This is a genomic window from Agrobacterium sp. B1(2019) (assembly GCF_008274755.1).
GTDB classification, from domain to species: Bacteria; Pseudomonadota; Alphaproteobacteria; order Rhizobiales; family Rhizobiaceae; genus Agrobacterium; species Agrobacterium salinitolerans.
On the sequence record NZ_VTPB01000001.1, the window covers coordinates 1,145,684 to 1,167,553 of the forward strand.

General features: G+C 59.4%; 20 protein-coding genes. 12 read left to right on the forward strand and 8 right to left on the reverse strand.

Features of this window, described 5'->3' with window-relative positions; all coding sequences use genetic code 11:
- Nucleotides 1–44 precede the first annotated feature (44 nt).
- Entirely contained in the window at nucleotides 45–1,433 is a 1,389-nt protein-coding gene (gene gor / locus AGR1_RS05675) for a glutathione-disulfide reductase (RefSeq protein WP_149146405.1), read from the forward strand.
- Between the two features lie 248 nt (nucleotides 1,434–1,681).
- Nucleotides 1,682–3,058 (forward strand): 3-deoxy-7-phosphoheptulonate synthase class II, encoded by a 1,377-nt coding sequence (locus AGR1_RS05680; RefSeq protein ID WP_149146406.1) that lies wholly within the window; start codon nucleotides 1,682–1,684, stop codon nucleotides 3,056–3,058.
- 74 nt (nucleotides 3,059–3,132) lie between these two features.
- On the opposite strand, the gene AGR1_RS05685 is transcribed toward AGR1_RS05680, so the two are convergent.
- From AGR1_RS05685 to phaC, 6 genes are all read right to left on the reverse strand, one after another.
- The gene (locus tag AGR1_RS05685; protein WP_149146407.1) at nucleotides 3,133–4,872 is read right to left on the reverse strand and encodes a TadG family pilus assembly protein; all 1,740 of its coding nucleotides are present in this window, start codon (nucleotides 4,870–4,872) and stop codon (nucleotides 3,133–3,135) included.
- A gap of 1 nt (nucleotide 4,873) precedes the next feature.
- A complete protein-coding gene (locus tag AGR1_RS05690; protein ID WP_149146408.1) occupies nucleotides 4,874–5,296 on the reverse strand; it encodes a TadE/TadG family type IV pilus assembly protein in 423 nt (140 codons plus the stop codon).
- A gap of 137 nt (nucleotides 5,297–5,433) precedes the next feature.
- A complete protein-coding gene (gene radC / locus AGR1_RS05695) occupies nucleotides 5,434–6,267 on the reverse strand; it encodes a DNA repair protein RadC (RefSeq protein ID WP_080790678.1) in 834 nt (277 codons plus the stop codon).
- A gap of 14 nt (nucleotides 6,268–6,281) precedes the next feature.
- Nucleotides 6,282–7,121, reverse strand: a complete 840-nt coding sequence (map, locus tag AGR1_RS05700; protein WP_187772166.1) for a type I methionyl aminopeptidase — start codon at nucleotides 7,119–7,121, stop codon at nucleotides 6,282–6,284.
- Between the two features lie 31 nt (nucleotides 7,122–7,152).
- On the reverse strand, nucleotides 7,153–7,872 hold the full coding sequence (gene sfsA, locus AGR1_RS05705) for a DNA/RNA nuclease SfsA (RefSeq protein ID WP_149147285.1): 720 nt from the start codon (nucleotides 7,870–7,872) through the stop codon (nucleotides 7,153–7,155).
- 34 nt (nucleotides 7,873–7,906) lie between these two features.
- Nucleotides 7,907–9,766, reverse strand: coding sequence for a class I poly(R)-hydroxyalkanoic acid synthase (gene phaC / locus AGR1_RS05710; protein ID WP_149146410.1), 1,860 nt, complete (start codon nucleotides 9,764–9,766; stop codon nucleotides 7,907–7,909).
- A 140-nt stretch (nucleotides 9,767–9,906) separates the two neighbouring features.
- Here phaC and AGR1_RS05715 point away from each other — a divergent pair, with 140 nt between their 5' ends.
- Entirely contained in the window at nucleotides 9,907–10,332 is a 426-nt protein-coding gene (locus AGR1_RS05715) for a hypothetical protein (protein ID WP_246669629.1), read from the forward strand.
- A 504-nt stretch (nucleotides 10,333–10,836) separates the two neighbouring features.
- On the opposite strand, the gene fnrN is transcribed toward AGR1_RS05715, so the two are convergent.
- A complete protein-coding gene (gene fnrN, locus AGR1_RS05720) occupies nucleotides 10,837–11,562 on the reverse strand; it encodes a transcriptional regulator FnrN (RefSeq protein ID WP_149146411.1) in 726 nt (241 codons plus the stop codon).
- 213 nt (nucleotides 11,563–11,775) lie between these two features.
- On the opposite strand from fnrN, the gene hemN reads away from it, so the two are divergent.
- The 8 genes from hemN to AGR1_RS05765 all read left to right on the forward strand — a co-directional run bounded on the left by hemN (nucleotide 11,776) and on the right by AGR1_RS05765 (nucleotide 19,781).
- Entirely contained in the window at nucleotides 11,776–13,125 is a 1,350-nt protein-coding gene (hemN, locus tag AGR1_RS05725) for an oxygen-independent coproporphyrinogen III oxidase (RefSeq protein WP_149146412.1), read from the forward strand.
- Between the two features lie 114 nt (nucleotides 13,126–13,239).
- The gene (locus AGR1_RS05730) at nucleotides 13,240–13,524 is read left to right on the forward strand and encodes an acyl carrier protein (RefSeq protein WP_003495848.1); all 285 of its coding nucleotides are present in this window, start codon (nucleotides 13,240–13,242) and stop codon (nucleotides 13,522–13,524) included.
- Between the two features lie 85 nt (nucleotides 13,525–13,609).
- Nucleotides 13,610–14,089, forward strand: coding sequence for a 3-hydroxyacyl-ACP dehydratase FabZ family protein (locus AGR1_RS05735; RefSeq protein ID WP_149146413.1), 480 nt, complete (start codon nucleotides 13,610–13,612; stop codon nucleotides 14,087–14,089).
- Between the two features lie 207 nt (nucleotides 14,090–14,296).
- The gene (locus AGR1_RS05745; protein ID WP_149146414.1) at nucleotides 14,297–15,493 is read left to right on the forward strand and encodes a beta-ketoacyl-ACP synthase; all 1,197 of its coding nucleotides are present in this window, start codon (nucleotides 14,297–14,299) and stop codon (nucleotides 15,491–15,493) included.
- A gap of 12 nt (nucleotides 15,494–15,505) precedes the next feature.
- Nucleotides 15,506–16,789 carry a beta-ketoacyl-ACP synthase gene (locus AGR1_RS05750; protein ID WP_080790687.1) on the forward strand — a complete coding sequence of 428 codons (1,284 nt, stop codon included), beginning with the start codon at nucleotides 15,506–15,508 and terminating at the stop codon, nucleotides 16,787–16,789.
- 52 nt (nucleotides 16,790–16,841) lie between these two features.
- Nucleotides 16,842–17,870, forward strand: coding sequence for a zinc-binding dehydrogenase (locus AGR1_RS05755; RefSeq protein WP_080790688.1), 1,029 nt, complete (start codon nucleotides 16,842–16,844; stop codon nucleotides 17,868–17,870).
- Nucleotides 17,867–18,805, forward strand: coding sequence for a lipid A biosynthesis lauroyl acyltransferase (locus AGR1_RS05760; RefSeq protein WP_080790689.1), 939 nt, complete (start codon nucleotides 17,867–17,869; stop codon nucleotides 18,803–18,805). The genes AGR1_RS05755 and AGR1_RS05760 overlap by 4 nt, the downstream gene beginning before the upstream one ends.
- Nucleotides 18,806–19,085: 280 nt before the next feature.
- The gene (locus AGR1_RS05765) at nucleotides 19,086–19,781 is read left to right on the forward strand and encodes a hypothetical protein (RefSeq protein WP_080790690.1); all 696 of its coding nucleotides are present in this window, start codon (nucleotides 19,086–19,088) and stop codon (nucleotides 19,779–19,781) included.
- Nucleotides 19,782–19,843: 62 nt separating this feature from the next.
- Here AGR1_RS05765 and AGR1_RS05770 read toward each other — a convergent pair whose 3' ends face one another.
- A complete protein-coding gene (locus AGR1_RS05770; RefSeq protein ID WP_149146415.1) occupies nucleotides 19,844–20,647 on the reverse strand; it encodes a TSUP family transporter in 804 nt (267 codons plus the stop codon).
- 183 nt (nucleotides 20,648–20,830) lie between these two features.
- Between AGR1_RS05770 and AGR1_RS05775 the strand changes: the two genes are divergently transcribed.
- Nucleotides 20,831–21,790 carry a nucleoside hydrolase gene (locus tag AGR1_RS05775; RefSeq protein WP_080792962.1) on the forward strand — a complete coding sequence of 320 codons (960 nt, stop codon included), beginning with the start codon at nucleotides 20,831–20,833 and terminating at the stop codon, nucleotides 21,788–21,790.
- The last annotated feature ends 80 nt before the right edge of the window (nucleotides 21,791–21,870 follow it).

The following is a 21,870-nucleotide window of genomic DNA, read 5'->3' on the forward strand; positions in this document are numbered from 1 at the left end:
CGTCCTGAGACTGATGGCGGCGGTTTTGACCAGGGGTTTTGACTATGACAGCTTATGACTACGATCTTTTCGTCATCGGTGGCGGCTCCGGCGGCGTGCGCAGCGGCCGCGTGGCGGCATCGCTCGGCAAGCGCGTGGCGATCGCCGAGGAATATCGCTATGGCGGAACCTGCGTCATCCGCGGCTGCGTGCCGAAGAAGCTGTTCGTCTATGCCTCGCAATTCCCTGAGCATTTCGAGGACTCGGAAGGATTTGGCTGGAGCGTCGGCGAGCGCAGCTTCGACTGGAAGAAGCTGATCGCTGCCAAGGACAAGGAAATCACCCGTCTCGAAGGGCTCTACCGCAAGGGTCTGGAAAACGCCAAGGCCGATATTTTCGACAGCCGGGCGGAACTGGTCGATGCCCATACCGTGAAGCTGACAAAAACCGGCGAGACCTTCACCGCCGAGCGTATCGTGATCGCCGTCGGCGGCACGCCGAACGAGCACAAGGCGCTGCCCGGCCATGAGCTGACGATCTCCTCCAACGAGGCCTTCGATCTGGAAGAACTGCCGAAATCGATCCTGATTGCCGGCGGCGGTTATATCGCTGTCGAATTCGCCAATATCTTCCACGGGCTCGGCGTTGAAACGACACTGATCTATCGCGGCAAGGAAATCCTCTCGCGGTTCGATCACGACATGCGCAAGGGCCTGCATGAGGCGATGGAGGCCAAGGGCATCCGCATCATTCTCGAAGACATCATCGAGGAAGTCAGCAAGGATGGTGCAGGCGGTTTCGTGGCGCGCACCAAACAGGGTAGCTCGCTGCATGTCGGTCTGGTGATGCTGGCGCTCGGCCGCGATCCGAACACCAAGGGCCTCGGTCTCGATAATGCCGGTGTGAAGCTGGATGCGCGGGGCGCGATCGTCGTCGACGATTATTCGCGCACCAATGTGCCGAACATCTTCGCGCTGGGCGACGTCACCGACCGGGTACAGCTGACGCCTGTGGCGATCCATGAGGCCATGTGCTTCATCGAAACCGAATACAGGAACAACCCGACCAAGCCGGATCATGAGCTGATCGCAACGGCGGTATTCTCGCAGCCGGAAATCGGCACCGTTGGTCTTTCGGAAGAGGAAGCGGGCAGGAAATATCCGGAACTGGAAGTTTATCGCGCACAGTTCCGGCCGATGAAGGCGACGCTGTCCGGCCGTCAGGAAAAGACGATCATGAAGCTGATCGTCAATGCTAGCGACCGTAAAGTCGTCGGCGCGCATATTCTCGGCCATGAGGCGGGAGAGATGGCGCAACTTCTCGGCATCACTCTGAAAGCCGGCTGCACCAAGGATGATTTCGACCGCACCATGGCGGTTCATCCGACAGCGTCCGAGGAACTGGTGACGATGTATTCGCCGAGCTACCGTGTGGTGAATGGCGAGCGTGTGTAACGCCGTTACAGGCGTGATATAATCGCCGCCCGCATCAGCTTGCCGCCGTTTGAAAACGAAATCTCGAGCGGCGGCGGGGTTGTTAAATCGTTTGAATTGACTTTTGTGCGTCGGGAGCGCTCAAAACTGGCAGAATGAGCCGGATGGCTCAGGGTTCGGCTATGCAAAGCCGATGCTTGGAGCTATAAGCCGCTCAATTTTTCGAGGCGGCCGCGCGACGTCGCGCGGGCGAAAAAAGGGTTAAGAACATGGCACAGAATTGGACCCCCGGCAGCTGGCGGCAGAAACCGATCCAGCAGGTTCCCGAATATCCGGATGCGGCAGCGCTTGCGGCAACGGAAGCCACGCTTGCGACTTACCCGCCGCTGGTTTTTGCCGGTGAGGCCCGTCGTCTGAAGAAACAGCTCGCCAATGTGGCCGAAGGCAACGCCTTCCTGCTGCAGGGCGGCGATTGCGCCGAAAGCTTCCTCGAACATGGCGCGGACAATATCCGCGACTTCTTCCGCGCGTTCCTGCAGATGGCCGTCGTGTTGACCTATGGCGCGCAGCTGCCTGTCGTAAAGGTCGGTCGTATTGCCGGCCAGTTTGCCAAGCCGCGCTCTTCCAACGTGGAAGTGCAGGATGGCGTTTCCCTGCCGTCCTACCGCGGTGACATCATCAACGGTATCGAATTCAACGAAGCCTCGCGCATTCCGAGCCCGGAGCGGCAGCTTGACGCCTACCGCCAGTCGGCGGCGACGCTGAACCTGCTGCGCGCTTTTGCGATGGGTGGTTACGCCAATCTTGAAAACGTTCACCAGTGGATGCTCGGCTTCATCAAGGACAGCCCGCAGGCGGATCGTTACCGCAAACTGGCCGACCGGATTTCCGAAACCATGGATTTCATGAAGGCGATCGGCATCAGCGCGGACAGCAATCCGAGCCTGCGCGAGACCGATTTCTTCACCAGCCATGAGGCGCTGCTGCTCGGTTACGAAGAGGCGCTGACCCGCGTCGATTCAACGTCCGGCGACTGGTACGCGACCTCTGGACACATGCTGTGGATCGGTGACCGCACGCGTCAGCTCGACCATGCGCATGTGGAATATTTCCGCGGCATCAAGAACCCGATCGGTCTGAAATGCGGTCCGTCGCTGACGCCTGACAATCTGATTGGGCTGATCGACGCGCTGAACCCGGCGAACGAGGCCGGCCGCCTGACGCTGATTTGCCGTTTCGGCCATGACAAGGTGGCGGACAGCCTGCCGAAGCTCATCCGCGCCGTGGAGAAGGAAGGTCGCAAGGTCGTCTGGTCCTGCGATCCGATGCATGGCAACACGATCACGCTCAACCACTACAAGACGCGTCCGTTCGAGCGCATTCTGTCGGAAGTCGAAAGCTTCTTCCAGATCCACCGCGCCGAAGGCACGCATCCGGGCGGCATCCATATCGAGATGACCGGCAAGGACGTGACGGAATGCACGGGTGGCGCGCGCGCCGTGACGGCGGATTCGCTGTCCGACCGTTACCACACCCATTGCGATCCGCGCCTCAACGCCGATCAGGCGCTGGAACTGGCATTCCTGCTATCCGAGCGCATGAAGAGCGGCCGCGATGAGAAGCGTCTGGCGATTGCCAACGCCTGATCCAGGCAATGGGCGCATAAAACAAAAAAGCCGCCGGGAGACCCTCCGGCGGCTTTTTCATGCGCGGTGCAACGTTATTGCACCAGCGCCGGTTGCTGGCAGCGGACATCCGTGACGCGCACATCTGCTTCGCCGATCTTGACGCCGAGAACCAGAAGCACGTTGTAAAGCAGCTGATCGACCGGCGCTGTGACCGTCGCCAGCGTGTTGGCCAGCGCCGACTGGATGACCGCGAGGCCCCCCAGATCCAGGTTGAGGAAGAGTAGCCTGATATCCAGGTTGAGGTTCTTCAGCAGCGAGCTGACAAGCGTCGTGACGGTGTCTTTGGTCGAGACGCTCTTGATCTTGGCCTGCGTAATATCCGACTGCGTGAAGGTGAGCTTCGTCTTCGTCATGTTGGTGGCGTTAATGAGGGCGCTGCCGTTGATGGCAAGCAGCGCCGAATCCACGATCGCCGCCTTCGTCACACGCGGGTCCCTGCCGAAATTGGCAAAGGCCGTGGTATCGACATTGCCCAGAGCGATTTCCGCAATGCCGGGAACGACTTCGACATCTACCGTTCCCTGTCCACCGCCGGTGCATCTGATATCGGCGAGCCGCGCTTCCGCATGGGCGACTTCTACATAGAGTGGAATATTGACCTTGAGGCCGGCGATGGCCTGAAGCCCGTCCACTACGACGCTGACCGCCAGCCGGGTCTGTGCGGTGCGCACGATGGTGCCCGGGCCGCCAACGGCGAGCGACGGCGTTTCGACAGGCGGTTCACCGATGGCGAGCGTTGCCTTGACCGAGGCGAGGCCGAGAAGGTTGGCGTTGATATTGAGCCCCAGCTGGTTGCCGCCATTGCCTGCCACGGCGGCGGCATTAATGAGATCGAAGACGCCTGCGGTAACCTTGAGGTTTTCGCCTGTTCCAATCAGCTTGTCGGAGAAGGGGCCGAGATTGAGGATTTCCTCAAGCTTGATCTTGACGTTGCTCTTGTTGACGGTTTTTTGCAACGTATTCAAAATGTTGACGACTGCCGGCTGCAGCCCTGTGGTTTTCGTCAGCACGTCGAGGAATTTGCCGTAGCTGATTTCCGTTTGCAGAACATCCTTGTAGGTGCCGGCGGTGAGGTTGAGATCGATGGCCAGCGCATCGACGATCTTCAGCGCATTGACATCGGCGGCGAGAAGGGCCTGGTAATCCATCAGCTTCAACGACACCGTGGTGCCGAGCAGGCCGCCGAGCAGGCTGTTAAGAATTCCTTCATTGAGGCTGGCGAGCCGCGATCCCACTGAAAATGCCGCGATCTTCTGCGCTGAAGCCGTTCCGACCGCCGAAACCTTCGGGGGCGTGGTAAAGGCGGAAGCGAAGAATATCTGCCCCTGTTCGACAATGTTCACTTTTATCGCATTGGTGGGCAGGGCGTTATCGACGAAACGCTGGCCTACAGGGATTGTCGCATCCGGCTCGTAGTGACCCTTGATGACCTCGGCATAACCCTTGCTGTTGGCGAATTCATTCAATGGGTCGAAGGGTTGCAGACCCTTCTCGGTCAACAGGCCCTGCGCGGTCCTTACTCCGAGATCCATGCCGTTGAGGGCGAAATATTGCTGGACCGCCTTTTCGGCGTCCGTGGCGTTGGCGGCCGCCGATATGGCGGCGAGGTCGGCGGTCTGCTGCAATTGCCGTTTCTGCAATGTCAGGTAACCGTAATCGACACCGAGCGCCAATATGCCGATGAAGAGCGGTGCGGTGAGCCCCGCCGAGATGGCGATGTTGCCCGTTCTATCTTTCAGAAAGCGGGGAAGCAGGGAATGAATATCTCGCATGTCATGCTCCTCCGATCCGGATGGTGGAAAAACGACGGATGACCGGTTCGGGCAGGGTGTAGCTGTAGAGGCTCCAGATCGGCAGATCGCTGGCGTCATATTCAACCTTCACCGTGAACTGGTTGGCATTGGCGGGATCGGTGGCGACATCGACGGTGAAGCGGCTCTTGTCCATGAAGGCGTAACTGAGGTCGCTTTTGGTGACGAAATCCCGGGCAAGCTGCTGGCGCTCCGTCGTATTGAGACCGGCAACCGCCGTCCGCGCCGCGTCGGCGGCGATCTGCTGCACCGAATAGGCCGCCATCAGATAGATGCCGTAGGCGATCATGGTCAGCAGGACGAGAAAAAAGATCGGCGCGACGATGGCGAACTCGACAGCGTTCGAGCCGGACCGATCGCGAAGGAAACGCATTGCATTACGCATAAAGCACCCCCGTTCCTCAAGACACCAAGGTTCGATGCCTTGATTTATTATTTTCGGAAATGCTAATTTATAGGTGTTAATATTGTGTTGATGCCGCTCTTATGGGTTGCAGCTCGCGTTAAACTTTCGCGTTTTCTTCAGATCAACCGAAGGCCTTTGAAGCTGGCGTGGCCGTCCTTACCGATGATGATGTGGTCGTGGACGGTGATGCCGAGCGGCTTGGCCGTATCGATGATGGTCTTGGTCATCTCAATATCCGCGCGCGAAGGGGTCGGGTCTCCGCTTGGATGATTGTGGATTAAAATCAAAGCAGTAGATGAAAGCTCAAGGGCGCGGCGCACCACTTCGCGCGGGTAGACCGGCGTGTGATCCACGGTTCCTTGACCCTGCACCTCATCGGCGATCAGGACATTGCGCTTGTCGAGGAACAGGACGCGGAACTGTTCGCGCGTTTCATGGGCCATCGCGGCGTGGCAATAATCGATGACCGAGGACCAGGAGCTAAGCACCTGCTTGTTGCGGATCTCGCTTTTCAGCATACGCTGGGAAACGGAGGCGACGAGTTTCATATCGAGCGCCACGGTTTCGCCCACGCCCTTCACCTCCTGCAACAGCGGCAAGGGCGCGCCGAGCACGCCGCCGAGCGTTCCGAAACGGGCGATCAGGGCCTTGGCAATGGGTTTGGTATCGCGCCTCGGGATCAGCCGAAAAAGAAGAAGCTCCAGCAGTTCGTAATCGGCAAGGGCTGCGTCGCCGCCATCGCGATAACGCGCGCGCAGCCGCTCGCGATGTCCGTGATAGTGGGCGGCATCGGTTTCCTGTTCGACGATAGCTGCCGGCCTTTTCGCGCCGCTTCGCGGTTCGGCAAAAAAGCCGCGCTCATCCGTCTCGCCGAACAGGTCGCCTTCGCCCGCCTGAAAGCCGGGAGTTCTGGAGAGATCGGCGGAAGGCGGAGCGGGGCGTTTTGCCATGGGCGGGTCTGGCCTTATGCAGGGGGAAGCGGCGGCAGGCCCGGACGATCAAAACCACCCGGTGACAGCGTGAAGATTTCGCAGCCGGTGGCCGTGACGCCGACCGCATGTTCATATTGGGCGGAGAGCGACCGGTCCCGTGTCACCGCCGTCCAGCCATCGGAAAGCACCTTCACATGCGGCTTGCCGAGATTGATCATCGGCTCGATGGTGAAGATCATGCCTTCGCGGATTTCCGGGCCTTCGTCCGTGCGGCCGTAATGCAGGATGTTCGGCGTATCGTGGAACAGGCGTCCGACGCCATGGCCGCAGAAATCGCGCACCACCGAGCAGCGTTCCGCTTCCGCATGGGCCTGAATTGCCGCGCCGATTGCGCCGGTGCGCACGCCAGGCTTCACCGCCGCGATACCGCGCATCAGGCATTCATAGGTCACCTCCATCAGCCGCTCGGCAGCGCGTTTGATCTGGCCGACCGGATACATGCGGCTCGAATCGCCATGCCAGCCGTCAAGCACATAGGTGACGTCGATATTGACGATATCGCCGTCGCGCAGCGGCTTTTCGTCGGGAATGCCGTGGCAGACGACATGGTTGATCGAGGTGCAGACGGATTTCGTATAACCGCGATAATTCAGGGTTGCCGGCAGTGCGCCATGGTCGGCGCCGAATTCGAAGACGAAGCGATCGATGGCGTCGGTCGTCACGCCGGGCTTGACGATGGCCGCCAGTTCATCGAGGCAACGCGCCGTCAGCTGGCACGCCTTGCGCATGCCATCGAAATCCTCAGGTGTATAGAGGCGGATGACGCCGGTATTCTTGAGGGGGGCGGAGGCTGCGTCGATATAGTTGACCATCATAGTGCTTTCTGTCTCTTCACGTCCCTGTTCATAAAACAGCCGGACGCCATTCGTCCATCTTAACCGTTCCGCTGACTGAAATTTGTGCCGGGGAGACCGTGCATTTGACCGCATAGGCCTCGACGCCACGCGCCATTGCCCGTTGAAACGCGAGTGCATAGACGGGGTCGAGATCGTCGCAGATGCGCATTCGCTCGCAATCATCGCGCTGGATAAGATAGAGCATCACTGAACGATAACCAGCTTCCGCAGCGTCACCCAGTTCCTCCAGATGTTTGGCGCCGCGTTTGGTGGCGGTATCGGGAAATTCAGCGAGGCCTTGTTCGCGCATGAAATGCACGTTTTTCACTTCTACATAGGCGTCCGGCCGGCCGGGTTCTGACAGCAGGAAATCGATGCGGGAATTGCGGCCGTATTTCTGTTCGCGGCGGATCGTCGAATAGCCGGCAAGTTCAGGGATGCGACCGTTCAGGATCGCTTCTTCCGCCAGCCGGTTCGGCATGCCGGTATTGATGCCGACCACGGTGCCGTCGGCTTCGACCATTTCCAGCATGTGGCGGTATTTTCGGGTCGGGCTGTCATGTTCCGACAGCCAGATGCGGGAGCCAGGCGTCGTCAGCCCGCGCATGGAGCCGGTGTTGGGGCAGGAGCCGGTGATCGCCGTGCCGTCTTCCAGAACGGCATCGAAGAGGAAGCGCTTGTAGCGGGAGATCAGCGTTGCGGGCGTAAGCGGGGCTGTGAAGAACATGTGGCCTGAAAGATCAAAAAAATAGTGGGCGCGGTCAGGAAAGGACATAGGTTCCCGGCGCGTCGCCGAGCACGGGACGCTTGCCGTCTTCCGGTTTTCGCGCCTTCACCTTTTCGCCATCCTGGCTTTCGATCCAGTTCTGCCAGTGCACCCACCATGAGCCCTTATGGGCGGCGGCTGAGGCCTGCCAGGCATCGAAGTCTCCGGCTGGTGACGGTCCTGTCCAATATTGGTATTTCTCAAGCTGCGGCGGATTGATGACGCCGGCTATGTGGCCGGAAGCGCCGAGCACGAATTCCACCGGCCCGCCGAACAGCGCGGCCCCCGTGAAGACCGATTTCGCCGGGGCGATATGGTCGTCGCGTGTGGCGAGATCGTAAACGGGTATCTTGATATCGCCGAGATTGATCCGCTTGCCGGCGACCCGCATCAGCCCGCGGGCGAGATTGTTTTCAAGGTAACAATTGCGCAGATAGAACGAATGGCTGGCGGCGGTCACCCGGGTCGAATCGGAGTTCCAGTAGAGCAGATCGAAGGGCAGGGGTTCCGTGCCGCGCAGATAGTTATCCACCATGTAAGGCCAGATGAGATCGGAGGCGCGCAGCATGTTGAAGACAGTGGCCATGATCGAGCCGTCAAGATAACCGACCGCCTGCATGTGCTTGTCCAGCGCTGCCAGCTGGCCCTCGTCGATGAAGACCTTGAGGTCGCCGGCGTGAATGAAATCGGTCTGGGCGGCCAGTAGCGTGGCGCTGCGGATGCGCTCATTGCCATCCTGCGCATGCAGCGCCAGCGCCGAAGACAAAAGCGTGCCGCCGACGCAATAACCGATGGCGTTGATTTCTTTTTCGCCGGTCCGCTCCTCGATGGTATCCAGCGCAAAATCGATTCCTTCGCGGATGTAATCGTCCCAGCCCTTGTCGGCCAGACGGGCATCCGGATTGATCCAGGAGACCATGAACACGCTGTGGCCTTGCTCAAGGCACCAGCCGACGAAGGATTTCTGCGGGTTGAGATCGAGAATGTAGAATTTGTTGATCCACGGCGGCACGATCAGCAAAGGCCGTTTGAAGGCCTTCTGCGTCGTCGGCGCATAATGGATGATTTCGCAGAGCGGGCTTCTCGCGACCACCTTGCCCGGCGTGACGGCAATGTTCTGGCCGATGACGAATTTGCTGTAGTCGGTCTGGCGCAGTTTCAGGTGGCCATTGCCGGCGGCGACATCCTCCGCCAGCTGCGCCATGCCCTTGACGAGATTGGCGCCGCTGGAGGCGACCGTTTCGCGAAAGACCTGCGGATTGGTGAAGACAAAATTGGCCGGCGAAAGGGCCTCCGTCACCTGGCGCATGTAAAACAGCGCCTTGGTGCGGGTATGTTCGTCCAGCCCGTCTGCCTCCGTCACCATCCGGTCGGCGAAACCGACGGTGGTCTGGTAGGCTTTCAGGAGAAAATCGAAGAACGGATTGGCCTGCCAGTCGGCATCGGCAAAACGCCTGCTCCTGCGTTCCGCAGGGCCGCTTTCGGCGGGTTTTTCCGGGGCCGAATCGGCATCGCCGGAAAACTGCGCCACCGATTTCGCCCACAGATCGTAATAGCTGGAAAGCAGATGGGTCTGCGCTTCGAGCGAGCGCTTCGGTTCTGCCATCCAGTATTCGGCGACATCGGAGAGCGTCTTGACCAGATCGGTCACGGGATCAGCGCTTGCCTGCGGAATTTCACCGCGTTCGCGCGGCGCCAGCCATTCGGAGGCGGCCTTGCCGAGATTCTCGAGCGCGCGGGCGATATTGATCGCGAAGGTTTCCGGGTCGCGGATCAGGTAGGCTTCGGCGGAAGTAGCGTCGAAACCGGGCGTTTTTCCCCCCTTTTTCTCTGCCCCGCCGTCAACACCTGCCATGCGCCATCCTCCACCAAATTTGTGTTTGCACATTCTGCATGAAAACGAATACAAGTTCCACCAGCAAGGGGAGGCCGCAAAGGGCCGAACCGTGGTCGAATTCGATATCGGCAGATATCCTTTACAGGCGGAACATGACGATGGGCAAGCACAAGGGCACATGGGGAACATATGCGGAAAATGCCGCAAGAATCGCTGTGCTTTCGCTCTCCGGCGTAATGCTCGCCGCCGCACTTGCCGCCTGCAAGGCTCCGGAGCCAATCGTCGCGCCCGCCCATATGCGCCGCCCGACGGCCGAAATCGTCGGCCCGCGCCCGGTCGACGACACGGCGGTCAGCCAGAAGCGCGACACGGGCACCTATCCCACTTTCGCCCAGCCGCTGACGGCCGCCGGCACCCAGATGGGTGAGGACGAGGCTTCCACCATGGAAGCAAACCTCTCGCGTCTCGGCGCTTCACGGAAAAACGGACAGATTTCCGAAGCGGAATATAATCGCCGGGTTGCCGAATTGCGGGCGCTCGCTGAAAACCAGAAACCGGTTGCGACACCTGCTGCTTCGCAGTGAGATCATGTTGCGCAGTTTGCGCGATATAAGGCTTGAGATGGAGCGAGCTCATGCCGCTTGTTTCTTCTCCCCGCCGGGGAGAAGTCCGCAGCAGCGGGATGAGGGGGCAAGCTCTCAGAAGTCCTGCAAAGTGCCCCCCTCATCCGACCCTTCGGGCCACCTTCTCCCCGGCGGGGAGAAGAAACTCGCGGCGACGGCGAGCTCTCCAACAGTGGCATTTGCGGGCTGAGCGTCATGCGGGCATGACATCATAACCCCTTCTTTACCCTGCCTCTGAACCTTCCGCTTACCCAAGATGTTAAGCGGATGGATGCGGTTTGCCGGTTATGATGCGGCCATAACAAACAGGCCGCTGAAAAAGCGGGGCACGGGGTGAAATATCATGAAATGCATCGCCGCTTTGCTGGTTCTTGCCAGTTTTGCGCTCGCACCCGCTCAGGCGCGGGCGCCGCACATCAATTTCGGAACAGCTGTGCTTCAGGGCCGGTGAGAGGACGAATTCCGTCAGTCGTTGCCCGCGGCTTCGCTCAGCGCGTTGAGATGAGGCACGGTGATATGCCGGTTGTTCTCGATACGGATAATGCCTTCCTTGCGCAGTTTTGTCATTTGCCGGCTAACTGTTTCAATGGTGAGGCCAAGGAAATCGGCTATATCGGCGCGTGAAAGCGGCAGATCGAAAGCCGATTTGTCGTCGTTTTCCGGATCGATATGGGTGGCGATCATATAAAGGAAGCTGGCAACCTTTTCCTGCGCCGATTTGCGCCCCAGCGTCAGCATCCAGTCGCGCGCCTCGTCCAGTTCCTTCAGGGACTGGTTGTGGAGCTTACGTTCCATATCGGGCACTTCGGAGACCATGCGGTCGACGACGCGGCGCGGGAAGAGACAAATCTCCACATCTGTTGCTGCTTCCGCCGTCATCTTGCTTTCCGCCATAAACGGGCGACCGAGAAAGTCCGGTGCAAATTGCAGGCCGACGATCTGCTGACGGCCATCCGACATCATTTTCGACAGCTTCACGACGCCGTTCAAAATATTGCCGTAGGAGGTGACGAGTTCGCCCTGACCGAGAAGCTCATTGCCCGCTTCCAGTTTCTTGCGGCTGGAATGGCGGTTCAGCTCGCAGAGCTGCTGCGGTGTCAACGTGCTGCAAAGGCCGCCGTGACGCGCCTCGCAGGAGCGGCATACGACGGGATATTCCGAATTGTGGATGGTCTTTTGCAGCGTGTCCATAAGCCTTTTCCAATGCTGGCTTTTTCAGGACGATTGCGACCGTAGGTGTCAAATCCGGTCTCATGCAAGGCTTTCGCCACGTAGCCGTCGCCCCCACGTCTACTTTAGCAAGAACTTACGGTGCAATTTGATTGAAGTCAAAGTTGCAAACTGTCGCAGCCGTTACTGAAAGAGAGGAAATCGACATTTTCTTGATAAAAGGCAAATCGGGCGATGAATACCGAACTTCTTCACAAATATTCGGGTGCAGTGCCGCGTTACACGAGCTATCCGACCGCGCCGCATTTCCACGAGGGAATCGATAATGGCACCTATCGCCGCTGGCTCGGCGCGCTCGGTCACAGGAATCGCCTATCACTGTATCTGCATATTCCCTATTGCGACCGGCTGTGCTGGTTCTGCGCGTGCCACACCAAGCACACGTTGAAATACGAGCCGATTGCCGTTTATCTTGAAGTACTTAAACAGGAGATCGAAGCCGTCGGCGCGCTGGTTTCGCCGGATGCGGTGGTAAGTGCCGTGCATTTCGGCGGCGGCTCGCCCACCATGCTGAAGCCGGAGGACGTAAAGAGCCTGATGGACTGTCTGCGGCGTCATTTCACCTTCGGGCTCGCACCCGAGATCAGCGTCGAGATGGACCCCAACGATCTGGACGACAGCCGCTATGATGCGCTTGCCGCCATCGGCATGTCGCGGGCGAGCCTGGGGGTTCAGGACTTCGATGACAAAGTGCAAAAAACCATCAACCGCATCCAGTCCTTCGAACAGACGAAATCGGTCGTGGATTCGGTGCGGGCGAGGGGCGTTCGCTCGGTCAATTGCGACATTCTTTATGGACTACCGTTCCAGACCTGCGAGACGCTCGAACGGACGGTCAACCAGATCGTGTCGCTCGATCCCGATCGCATCGCGCTTTTCGGTTATGCGCATGTTCCGTGGATGAAAAAACATCAGTCGCTGATCCCGGAGCACGCCCTGCCGGATATTGCCGAGCGCTACCGCCAGATGACGATGGCGGCGGAGATGCTGAAACAGGCGGGTTACGAGGCCATCGGTATCGATCACTTCGCCAAGCCGACCGATACATTGTGTCAGGCCGCCGAAGCCGGCGCCCTGCGGCGGAATTTTCAGGGCTATACGACCGACACGGCCGATGCGCTGATCGGGCTTGGCGCATCATCCATCGGCAGGTTGCCGCAGGGTTACGTGCAGAACATGGCGGCGACGGGGGAATATCAGCGGATGGTAAGCGAGGGTGGTCTTGCCGCCGTCAAGGGCATAGAGTTGTCGCAGGACGATCATCTGCGCTCGCATGTCATCGAAAGGCTGATGTGCGATTTTGCTATCGATCTTTCGCAGTTGCAGCATCGTTTCGGCAAGGTGAGCCATTCCGTGAGAGCCCAGGCGCAGCATTTTGCCGCTAGCGACAGGGATGGCGTGGTGCGGCTGGACGCCGATATTTTTGCGGTGACGGAGGCTGGAAAGCCGTTCGTGCGTAACATCGCGGCAATCTTCGACACCTATCTCGGTAACGGACGCGGCCGTCATTCGGTTGCTGTTTAGGCAACAGTTTTGGGGCAAATTTCAAAGTTACGTCACGAAACCATTGGCTTTTTTGTGTGACTTGCCTATGTGGTGCGTCAGACAGAATAATTCATACGAACGACAATAAGGATTATGGGCGTGACAGCTACATTCGACAAGGTTGCCGACATTATCGCCGAAACCAGCGAAATCGACCGCGAAACCATTACGCCGGAGAGCCACACGATCGACGATCTGGGCATCGACAGCCTCGACTTTCTGGATATCGTTTTCGCGATCGACAAGGAATTCGGTATCAAGATTCCGCTTGAGCAGTGGACGCAGGAAGTCAACGAAGGCAAGGTTTCCACCGAAGAATACTTCGTGCTGAAGAACCTTTGCGCCAAGATCGACGAATTGCGCGCAGCCAAGGGCTGATGTGACAATGCCCGCGTCAAGCGGGCATTTCTTTTTAAAGCCCGCCGTTATGGCGGGTTAAACCGACCAGAGACGGGCCGGACGGATGCTGCTTGAATATTTTCAGATGATCGACAAGGTCGAAGCCGTGGACATGGCGACGCGCACATTGAAGGCGCGGTCCGTCGTTCCCGACAAGAGCCCTGTTTTCGAAGGCCACTTTCCCGGCATGCCGCTGGTTCCGGGCGTGCTCTTGATCGAGACGATGGCGCAGGCCTCCGGCATGATGGTTCTGGCATTTTCCGATTTTGCGTCCATGCCGTTCCTGATGTCGGTCGATGGCGCCAAGATGCGCACCTTCGTGGAGCCCGGCGCTGTTCTCGACATCGAGGCCGTACTGGAGCATGACGGTTCCGGCTTTGCGGTCACCAAGGCGAAGATTACCAGCGATAGCAAGAAGGTTTGTGACGCGCAGCTGAAACTGCGTACCATGCCGTTCAGCGAAATCCCGCTCGGACCTATCGTCAAAAAGCGGGCCGAGGAAGTCGGCCTGATGGCGGCGATCGCCGCGGATGCGCAGAAATAAGCGTTTCCGCCGGTCTCAAAGAGGAGCGTTTTTTCCTCGACCCGGTTTTGAAGCGCGAAAATCGTGGGCTCGCGACGGCGGATCGGGCCTTCACCATTGCCAATCCGCACCGCGCGCTTTATTCCGCAACGCATGAAGTGGTTGTTCGCAACCGCTGTGGATAGCCGTGACCGTTTCGGCGGGGCCGGCTGCAAAGGATGACAGACGATGAAATCTGACAATGATGTGGTGATAACAGGGGTCGGCATCGTGACCTGTCACGGCGTTGGCAGCCAGGCGCATGTGGCGCTTCTTTCTGGAACCGCCGCGCCGGCGACGATTGTCGAGACCGAAAAATTCAAGCCCTATCCGGTCCATCCCATGCCGGAGATCGACTGGTCGGCCCAGATCGCCAAGCGCGGCGACCAGCGCCAGATGGAAAACTGGCAGCGTCTCGGCGTTTTTGCCGCCGGTCTTGCACTTGATGATGCTGGCTTGAAGGAAAATGCCGAAGCCTGCGCCACTATGGACATGATCGTTGCTGCTGGCGGCGGCGAACGTGACATCAATGTCGATACGCTGATCGTTGATGAGGCGTTGAAGCGCAACGACCGCGAAAAGCTTCTCAATGAGAAGCTGACCACCGAGTTGCGCCCGACGCTGTTTCTTGCCCAGCTTTCCAATCTGATGGCCGGTAATATCTCCATCGTGCATAAGGTTACCGGTTCGTCCCGTACCTTCATGGGCGAAGAGGCGGCTGGCATTTCCGCTGTAGAAACCGCGTTTCATCGTATTCGTTCGGGCGAATCGAGCCACGCCCTCGTGGGCGGCGCCTTCTCCGCCGAACGTCCCGACATGATCCTGCTGTTCGAAGCCATCGGCGCACATGCGCAGGGCGGCTGGCAACCGCTATGGTCGCGTGGCGATCAGGACGGCGGCGGCATGATTTCCGGTTCGCTCGGCGCATTCCTGGTGCTGGAATCACGCAAGCATGCCAGCGATCGCGGCGCGCGCATCTATGCCCGCATCGATGCCATAGAGGGTGACCGCGGCAGCCGGGACGACGGCAAGATGGAAAAGCGCATGGAGCGTCTGCTTGCCCCTGCCAAGGACAGCGCTACGACCGTCGTATTTTCCGGCGCGAGCGGTTATGACAATGTAACCGCCCGCGAGAAGGATATTCTCGAAAAGGCGCTGCCGAATGCCGTCATTCGCGGTTTTGGCGGTATCACCGGCCATGGACTTGAAGCGCAGTTTCCGCTCGGACTGGCTCTGGCCGCGCTGACGCTTGAAAGCGGCGCAAAGGTTCCTACCTTCGACGCGGCTGCCGAAAAGCCGATGGGCGAGGCGGCCACGGAGGCCGTTGTCACCACCGTTGGCCATGTGCGCGGCGAAGGTGTCGCCGTTCTGTCCCGCGACGTTTGAGGAGAAAAGACCATGGCTTCCAACTTCAGGGATCATCTCGGTCGCCCGATCGTCGCCGTTACCGGCATGGGCATCATCACCTCGCTCGGGCAGGGACTTCAAGACAACTGGGCGGCGCTGACATCAGGCAAATCAGGCATCCATAATATCACCCGTTTCCCGACCGAGGGGCTTTCGACGCGGATCAGCGGCACGGTGGATTTCATCGATATCCCAGTTCCGAATTCGGTCGAGCGCTCCTATGCCTTTGCCCGCGAAACTACCATTGAGGCGCTGGCGCAGGCGGGCATCTCCGGCGATTTCGACGGCCCGCTGTTTCTCGCAGCGCCGCCGATCGAGCCGGAATGGAGCGCCCGTTTCGAGCTTGCCGACCGGTCTCCGCCGGCCGCCCAGCCGGGTGACGCCTATGAGCGTTTTCTGACGGCCTTCCGCCAGCGTCCCGACCCGGCATTTCAGGAAGCTGCCCTGTTCGGCGCGATTTCCGAGCGTCTTTCCGACCGCTTTGGCACACGCGGCCTGCCGGTGACGCTTTCCACCGCCTGTGCATCGGGTGCGACCGCGATCCAGCTTGGTGTGGAAGCCATCCGCCAGGGCCGCACGGAGCGGGCGCTGACGGTTGCGACCGACGGTTCGGTCAGCGCCGAAGCGCTGATCCGCTTTTCGCTCCTCTCTGCGCTTTCGACCCAGAACGACCCGCCGGAAAAGGCCTCCAAGCCGTTCAGCAAGGACCGCGATGGTTTCGTGATCGCCGAAGGCGCCGCAACGCTGGTGCTGGAATCGCTCGAAGCCGCCGTCGCTCGCGGCGCGAAGGTTCTCGGCATCATCAAGGGTGCGGGCGAGAAGGCCGACAGCTTCCACCGCACGCGGTCTTCGCCCGATGGCGGCCCGGCGATTGCGACGATCCGTGCAGCACTGGCCGATGCGGGCGTGGCCGAAAGCGATATCGGTTACATCAACGCCCACGGCACCTCGACGCCTGAGAACGACAAGATGGAATATGGCTCGATGCTTGCGGTCTTCGGCGAAGGCCTGAAGAACATTCCGCTGTCGTCCAACAAGTCGATGATCGGTCATACGCTGACCGCCGCAGGTGCTGTGGAAGCCGTGTTCTCGCTGCAGACCATGCTGACCGGCACTCTGCCGCCGACGATCAACTACAACAATCCCGATCCGACCATCACGCTCGACGTGGTGCCGAATGTGAAGCGGGATGCGCAGGTGGGCGCGGTTCTGTCCAACTCCTTCGGGTTTGGTGGGCAGAATGCAAGCCTTGTCATGACGCGGGAACCGGCTTAACCGGTTCCGCCACAGAAACTGAGATTAACGCCTCCGGGCGAAGGACTGAAATATGCGCGCTCTTCAACTCGTGGACGACCGGAAGCTCGAAAAAGTGGACCTGCCCGAACCGGATGCGCCGGCGCCGGGCGAGGTGACGCTGCGCGTCAAGGCCGTGGCGCTCAACCACATCGACGTGTGGGGCTGGCGCGGCATGGCTTTTGCCAAGCGCAAGATGCCGCTCACCATCGGTGCGGAAGCCTCCGGCGTGGTCGAAGCCATCGGCCCGGGCGTTTCGAACGTGCTGCCGGGCCAGCTCGTCTCGGTCTATGGCGCGCGTACCTGTGGGCTGTGCAAGCCCTGCCGCGAAGGCCGTGACAATCTGTGCGAACATGTCCAGGGCGTGCACGGTTTCCATCTCGATGGTTTTGCGCAGGAGAAGATCAATATTCCGGCCCGCCAGCTGGTGCCGGCACCGCACGGCATCGACGCCGTTGCTGCGGCGCTCGCGCCGGTGACCTTCGGAACGGTCGAGCACATGCTGTTCGACAATGCCAAGCTTGAGCCGGGTGAAACCATTCTCATCCATGCCGGCGGTTCGGGCATCGGCACGGCGGCCATCCAGCTTGCCAAGAAGATGGGCTGCACCGTCATCACGACCGTCGGTTCCGACGACAAGATTGAGCGGGCGAAGGCGCTCGGGGCCGATCATGTCATCAACTATCGCACTGACCGTTTCGAAGGCGTCGTGCGCAAGCTGACGAAAAAGAAGGGTGTCGACGTGGTATTCGAACATGTCGGCAAGGATACCTTCGTCGCCTCGATGTTCTCGCTGAAGCGCGGCGGTCGTCTCGTCACCTGCGGGTCCACCTCGGGCGTCTCCACCGAAATCAACCTGATGATGCTGTTCCAGCAGCAGCTGAAACTGCTCGGTTCCTTCGGCTGCCGCATGGAAAACATGGCCAACGCCATGCAGAAAATGGCGCGCGGCATCGTTCATCCCGTCATCGATACCGAAGTGACCTTCGACGATATCGACCGGGCGCTGGAGCGCATGGAGACGCGTCAGGTATTCGGCAAAATCGTGCTGCGGATGGACTGAGCATCTTGAAGCTTTTCCTGACACGGATCGTCCTGAAACTGGACCACTTCCGGCAGTGGCTGATCGCGACACTCGCCTTTGGCCTCCTCAACCTGCTGAAGCTCTTTCCCGCCGATGCCGGCATTCGCGCCGCCGACCGGCTGGCGCGATGGGTGGGGCCGAAAACCGGCCGCCACAAGCTGATGCTTTACAATCTGGCCCGCGCCTTTCCGGAAAAATCCGAAGAGGAACGGCTGGCAATCGCCATGGACAGCTGGGCCAATATGGGCCGGCTTGCGGCGGAATATGTGTTTCTCGACCGGCTGTTCGATTTCGATCCGGAAAAAAATGAGCCGGGCCGTATCGAGGTCGAGGGCATCCCGACGTTCCTCGAGCTGCGCGACAACCCGCGGCCGTTCATCGTCTTTACCGCCCATAGCGGCAATTTCGAACTCTTGCCGGTAGCCGGGTCGGCTTTCGGTCTGGATGTGACGGTCCTTTTCCGTCCGCCGAACAATCCTTTCGTGGCCGACAAGGTATTCAATTTTCGCAAGGAGCGCATGGGCAATCTCGTGCCGTCGCATGCCGGTTCCTCCTTCGCGCTTGCGCGGCAGCTGGAAAAGGGCGGCGGTGTCGGCGTCCTCGTCGACCAGAAGTTCGGTAAGGGTCTGACGACGAAGTTCTTCGGCCTTGAAGTGCGCACCAATCCGCTGCTTGCCAAGCTGGTGCGGCAATTCAACTGCGATGTGTATCCGGCCCGTTGCGTGCGCCTTCCCAACAATCGCTACAGGCTGGAAATAGAGCCCAAGGTTGAAATTCCGCGCGATGAGAAGGGCAATGTCGACATTCAGGCGACGGCGCAGCTTCTGAACGACAAGGTGGAAAGCTGGGTGCGCGAATACCCCGGACAATGGCTGTGGTATCACGACCGGTGGGATGTCAAGCACCAGATTTGAGATGACCGCTGTGCGGCCGGATTTTCTGCAATTTTCAAGAAAATCGGCCGAAAAACGGTGCGTTTCGGTGTTTTTCCATATTAGCGGAACCTCATTTTTCGTTCATGGATTATCGAAATTGAAAAATTAGCGGCTGCTGTGATATTTTGGACAACAATCCTCGCAGTGTTGCTGCGTTTCGTTACGTCATTTTTAAGCGCAAATACGCTATAATCCGGGGGCAAAGGGTTAATCCGTTCGCATAGGTAGCGGGGGTTATGCCCGTTCAGGGAGAGTTGGGTTGAAAGATTTGATTGAGTTGTTCTGGTTGCGTTATACGGAACTGCAATCTGCCGTTGGTAAAAACGAAGCCGACAAGATTGCCGTGCTGGAACGTGAACTGGAACAGCTCCTCGACCGGATTGTCGGACGCAAGACAGAAAATTCCGAAGATATCCGCGAGCAGTTCCGTTTTGCCATCGACCTCCTCAACCACGAGGCGGAAGACCTTGGCTGCGTGCAGCGCAACTCCGAGCTTCTGCGGACGCTCGTAGATCGTTACGTCGGCATGCCGTCAAAGGCCAAGGTCGTCGGTGACGAAGACGAAGACACGCTGGAATGGCACCATCGCCACCTGATCCTCGATGAGGATATGCTTAACGATCTCGACGAGCCGGTTGTGATCGTTTCACCCGGCTACCGCGTTTCCTTCGCCAATGCTCTCGATGCATTTCAGCGCAATGCGCCGGAAGGGCTTGTCGGTTGCCACATCGCCGAGCTTGTCGGCGTCCACCGCTTCCAGAACGACCTTCGGGAAAAACTCGACAATTGTTTCAAGGGAGATACGTCGAAATATACCTATGCGGAAGATCAGAACGGCCGCACGATCGTGAAATCGCTTGAAATGTCGCCCTGCTATTCCTCCGCCTACAAGCTCGTCGGCGCCATGGTGGTGATCCGGGAAATTGCCGATCGCCGACGCCGCGCCACCGGCTGACCTGTCGGAGCGCCTTGTATCGTCTGCCCGTCAGTCACGCGGACACGGCGCTCCAGCATCCCTTATGTCGGGGAGATGGTTTCCCAGATTGCGGCAATTGACCAGGCGGATGATGCATCGACAAGAAGCTTCGTCGCCATGGCCAGGCAGGAAAGCACCAGCAGCGGGCGGATGATCTTCGCACCGTTTTTCATGGCGAAGCGGGAGCCGATCTGTGCGCCGATGAACTGGCCGACGCCCATGGCGAGGCCGAGCTTCCACAAAACCGCACCACCCATTGCAAAGACGAGAAAACCGCCGAAATTCGAACCGAGGTTGAGAAGCTTCGTGTGGGCGGTCGCCTTCAGCATTCCGAAGCCGGCAAGGCCCACAAAGGCCAGCATGTAAAAAGACCCTGCGCCGGGGCCGAAAACACCATCGTAAAAACCGATCAGTGGTGCGACCGTAAGCCCGAACACAAAGGGCGTGATGCGGCGATGGCTGTCGATATCGCTGAGCTGAGGCTTGAAGGCGAAATAAAGCGCGATCGCAATCAACAGGAACGGCATGACGGCGCGCATCAGATCGGCTGGCACGAAGGCGGCTGTCAGCGCGCCGAGCATTCCGCCGGCCATGGCCATCAGCGCCATCGGCATTTGCTCCCGGAGATTGACGTGGCCGCGTCTTGCATAGGCCAGTGTCGCAGAGGCGGAACCGAACTGGGCCTGCAGCTTGTTGGTGCCGAGCGTATCGAGTGGGGCAATGCCCATGATCAGCATCGCCGGAATGACAATGAGACCGCCGCCGCCGGCGATGGAATCGATGAAGCCGGCAAAGATGGCGACGCAGAAAAGGACGAGAAAAACGTTGAGGGCGATGTCTTGCACTGGGGATGTCCGGGCAGGCGGAGGGAGAGGGCTTCTTCTTTCACTGAAAAGACCGCCACGCAATATTTTTCTGCATGACATGCCGCTTGCGGGGGGATTGCGGTGTTGCCGCTTATCGTTATGTTTCCGTGGCGCGTCGCCGGAAGAAGAGGATGGCGCTTGAGACATATGGATGAGGGCATTATGCATAAAGTGATATTCGATACGGATCCCGGTGTGGACGACGCCATGGCGCTTCTGTTCCTGCATCGTCACCCCGATATCGATCTGATCGGCGTCACCACGGTTTTCGGCAACGCCCCCATCGATATCACCACCCGCAATGCACTCTTCCTCAAGCGGGAATGGCAGATGACCGCACCGGTGGCGAAGGGCGCCGGCGTGACCTTCGATCCCGCCCGCAAGGAAGGTCACTGGCCGACCTTTATCCACGGCGAAAACGGCCTCGGCGATATCGATATCCCCGAAACCATCGATCTGCCGCTCGATCCGCGCCCCGCCCATCGCTTCATCATCGAGACGGTGAAGGCCTATCCCGGTGAGGTGACGCTGATCGCAGTCGGCCGCATGACCAATCTGGCGCTGGCGCTTCGCGAGGAGCCGGATTTTGCGGCGCTGGTGAAGGAGGTGATCGTCATGGGCGGCGCCTTCGACATGAACGGCAATGTCTCGCCGGCGGCGGAAGCCAATATTCATGGCGATCCGGAAGCGGCCGATCTCGTCTTTACCGCGCCCTGGCGCGTTACTGTCGTCGGTCTCGACGTGACGACGAAAACCGTGATGACCAGCGCCTTGATGGCGGAGATGGCGGAGGCCGGCGGCAAGCCCGTGCAGCTGCTTTCCGACCTGTCGCAGTTCTACATCGATTTCTACAAGACCCGTACCGGCGACGGCATGGTGGTACATGATAGCTGCGCCTGCGTTTATCTTGTCGCGCCGGAACTGTTTACCACCCGCAGCGGCCCGGTGCGCGTCGTCTGCGGCGGACTTGCCGACGGCCAGACGATCCAGAAACCGGATGGCCGCGCTTTTCCGCCGGGCGACTGGGACGGGCATCCGAGCCAGCTCATCTGCACGGATATCGAGCCGGAACGCGTGCTTTCGGTCATCCGTGCGGCAATTGTGAAGGGTGAGCGCGGCTGAAGGGCCGTTCTTGAGCATGGCTTGCCTTGCATTTTCCAAGAATCTGGCGTTATGCAAGTCCCCTGATCATAGTGCGCGAT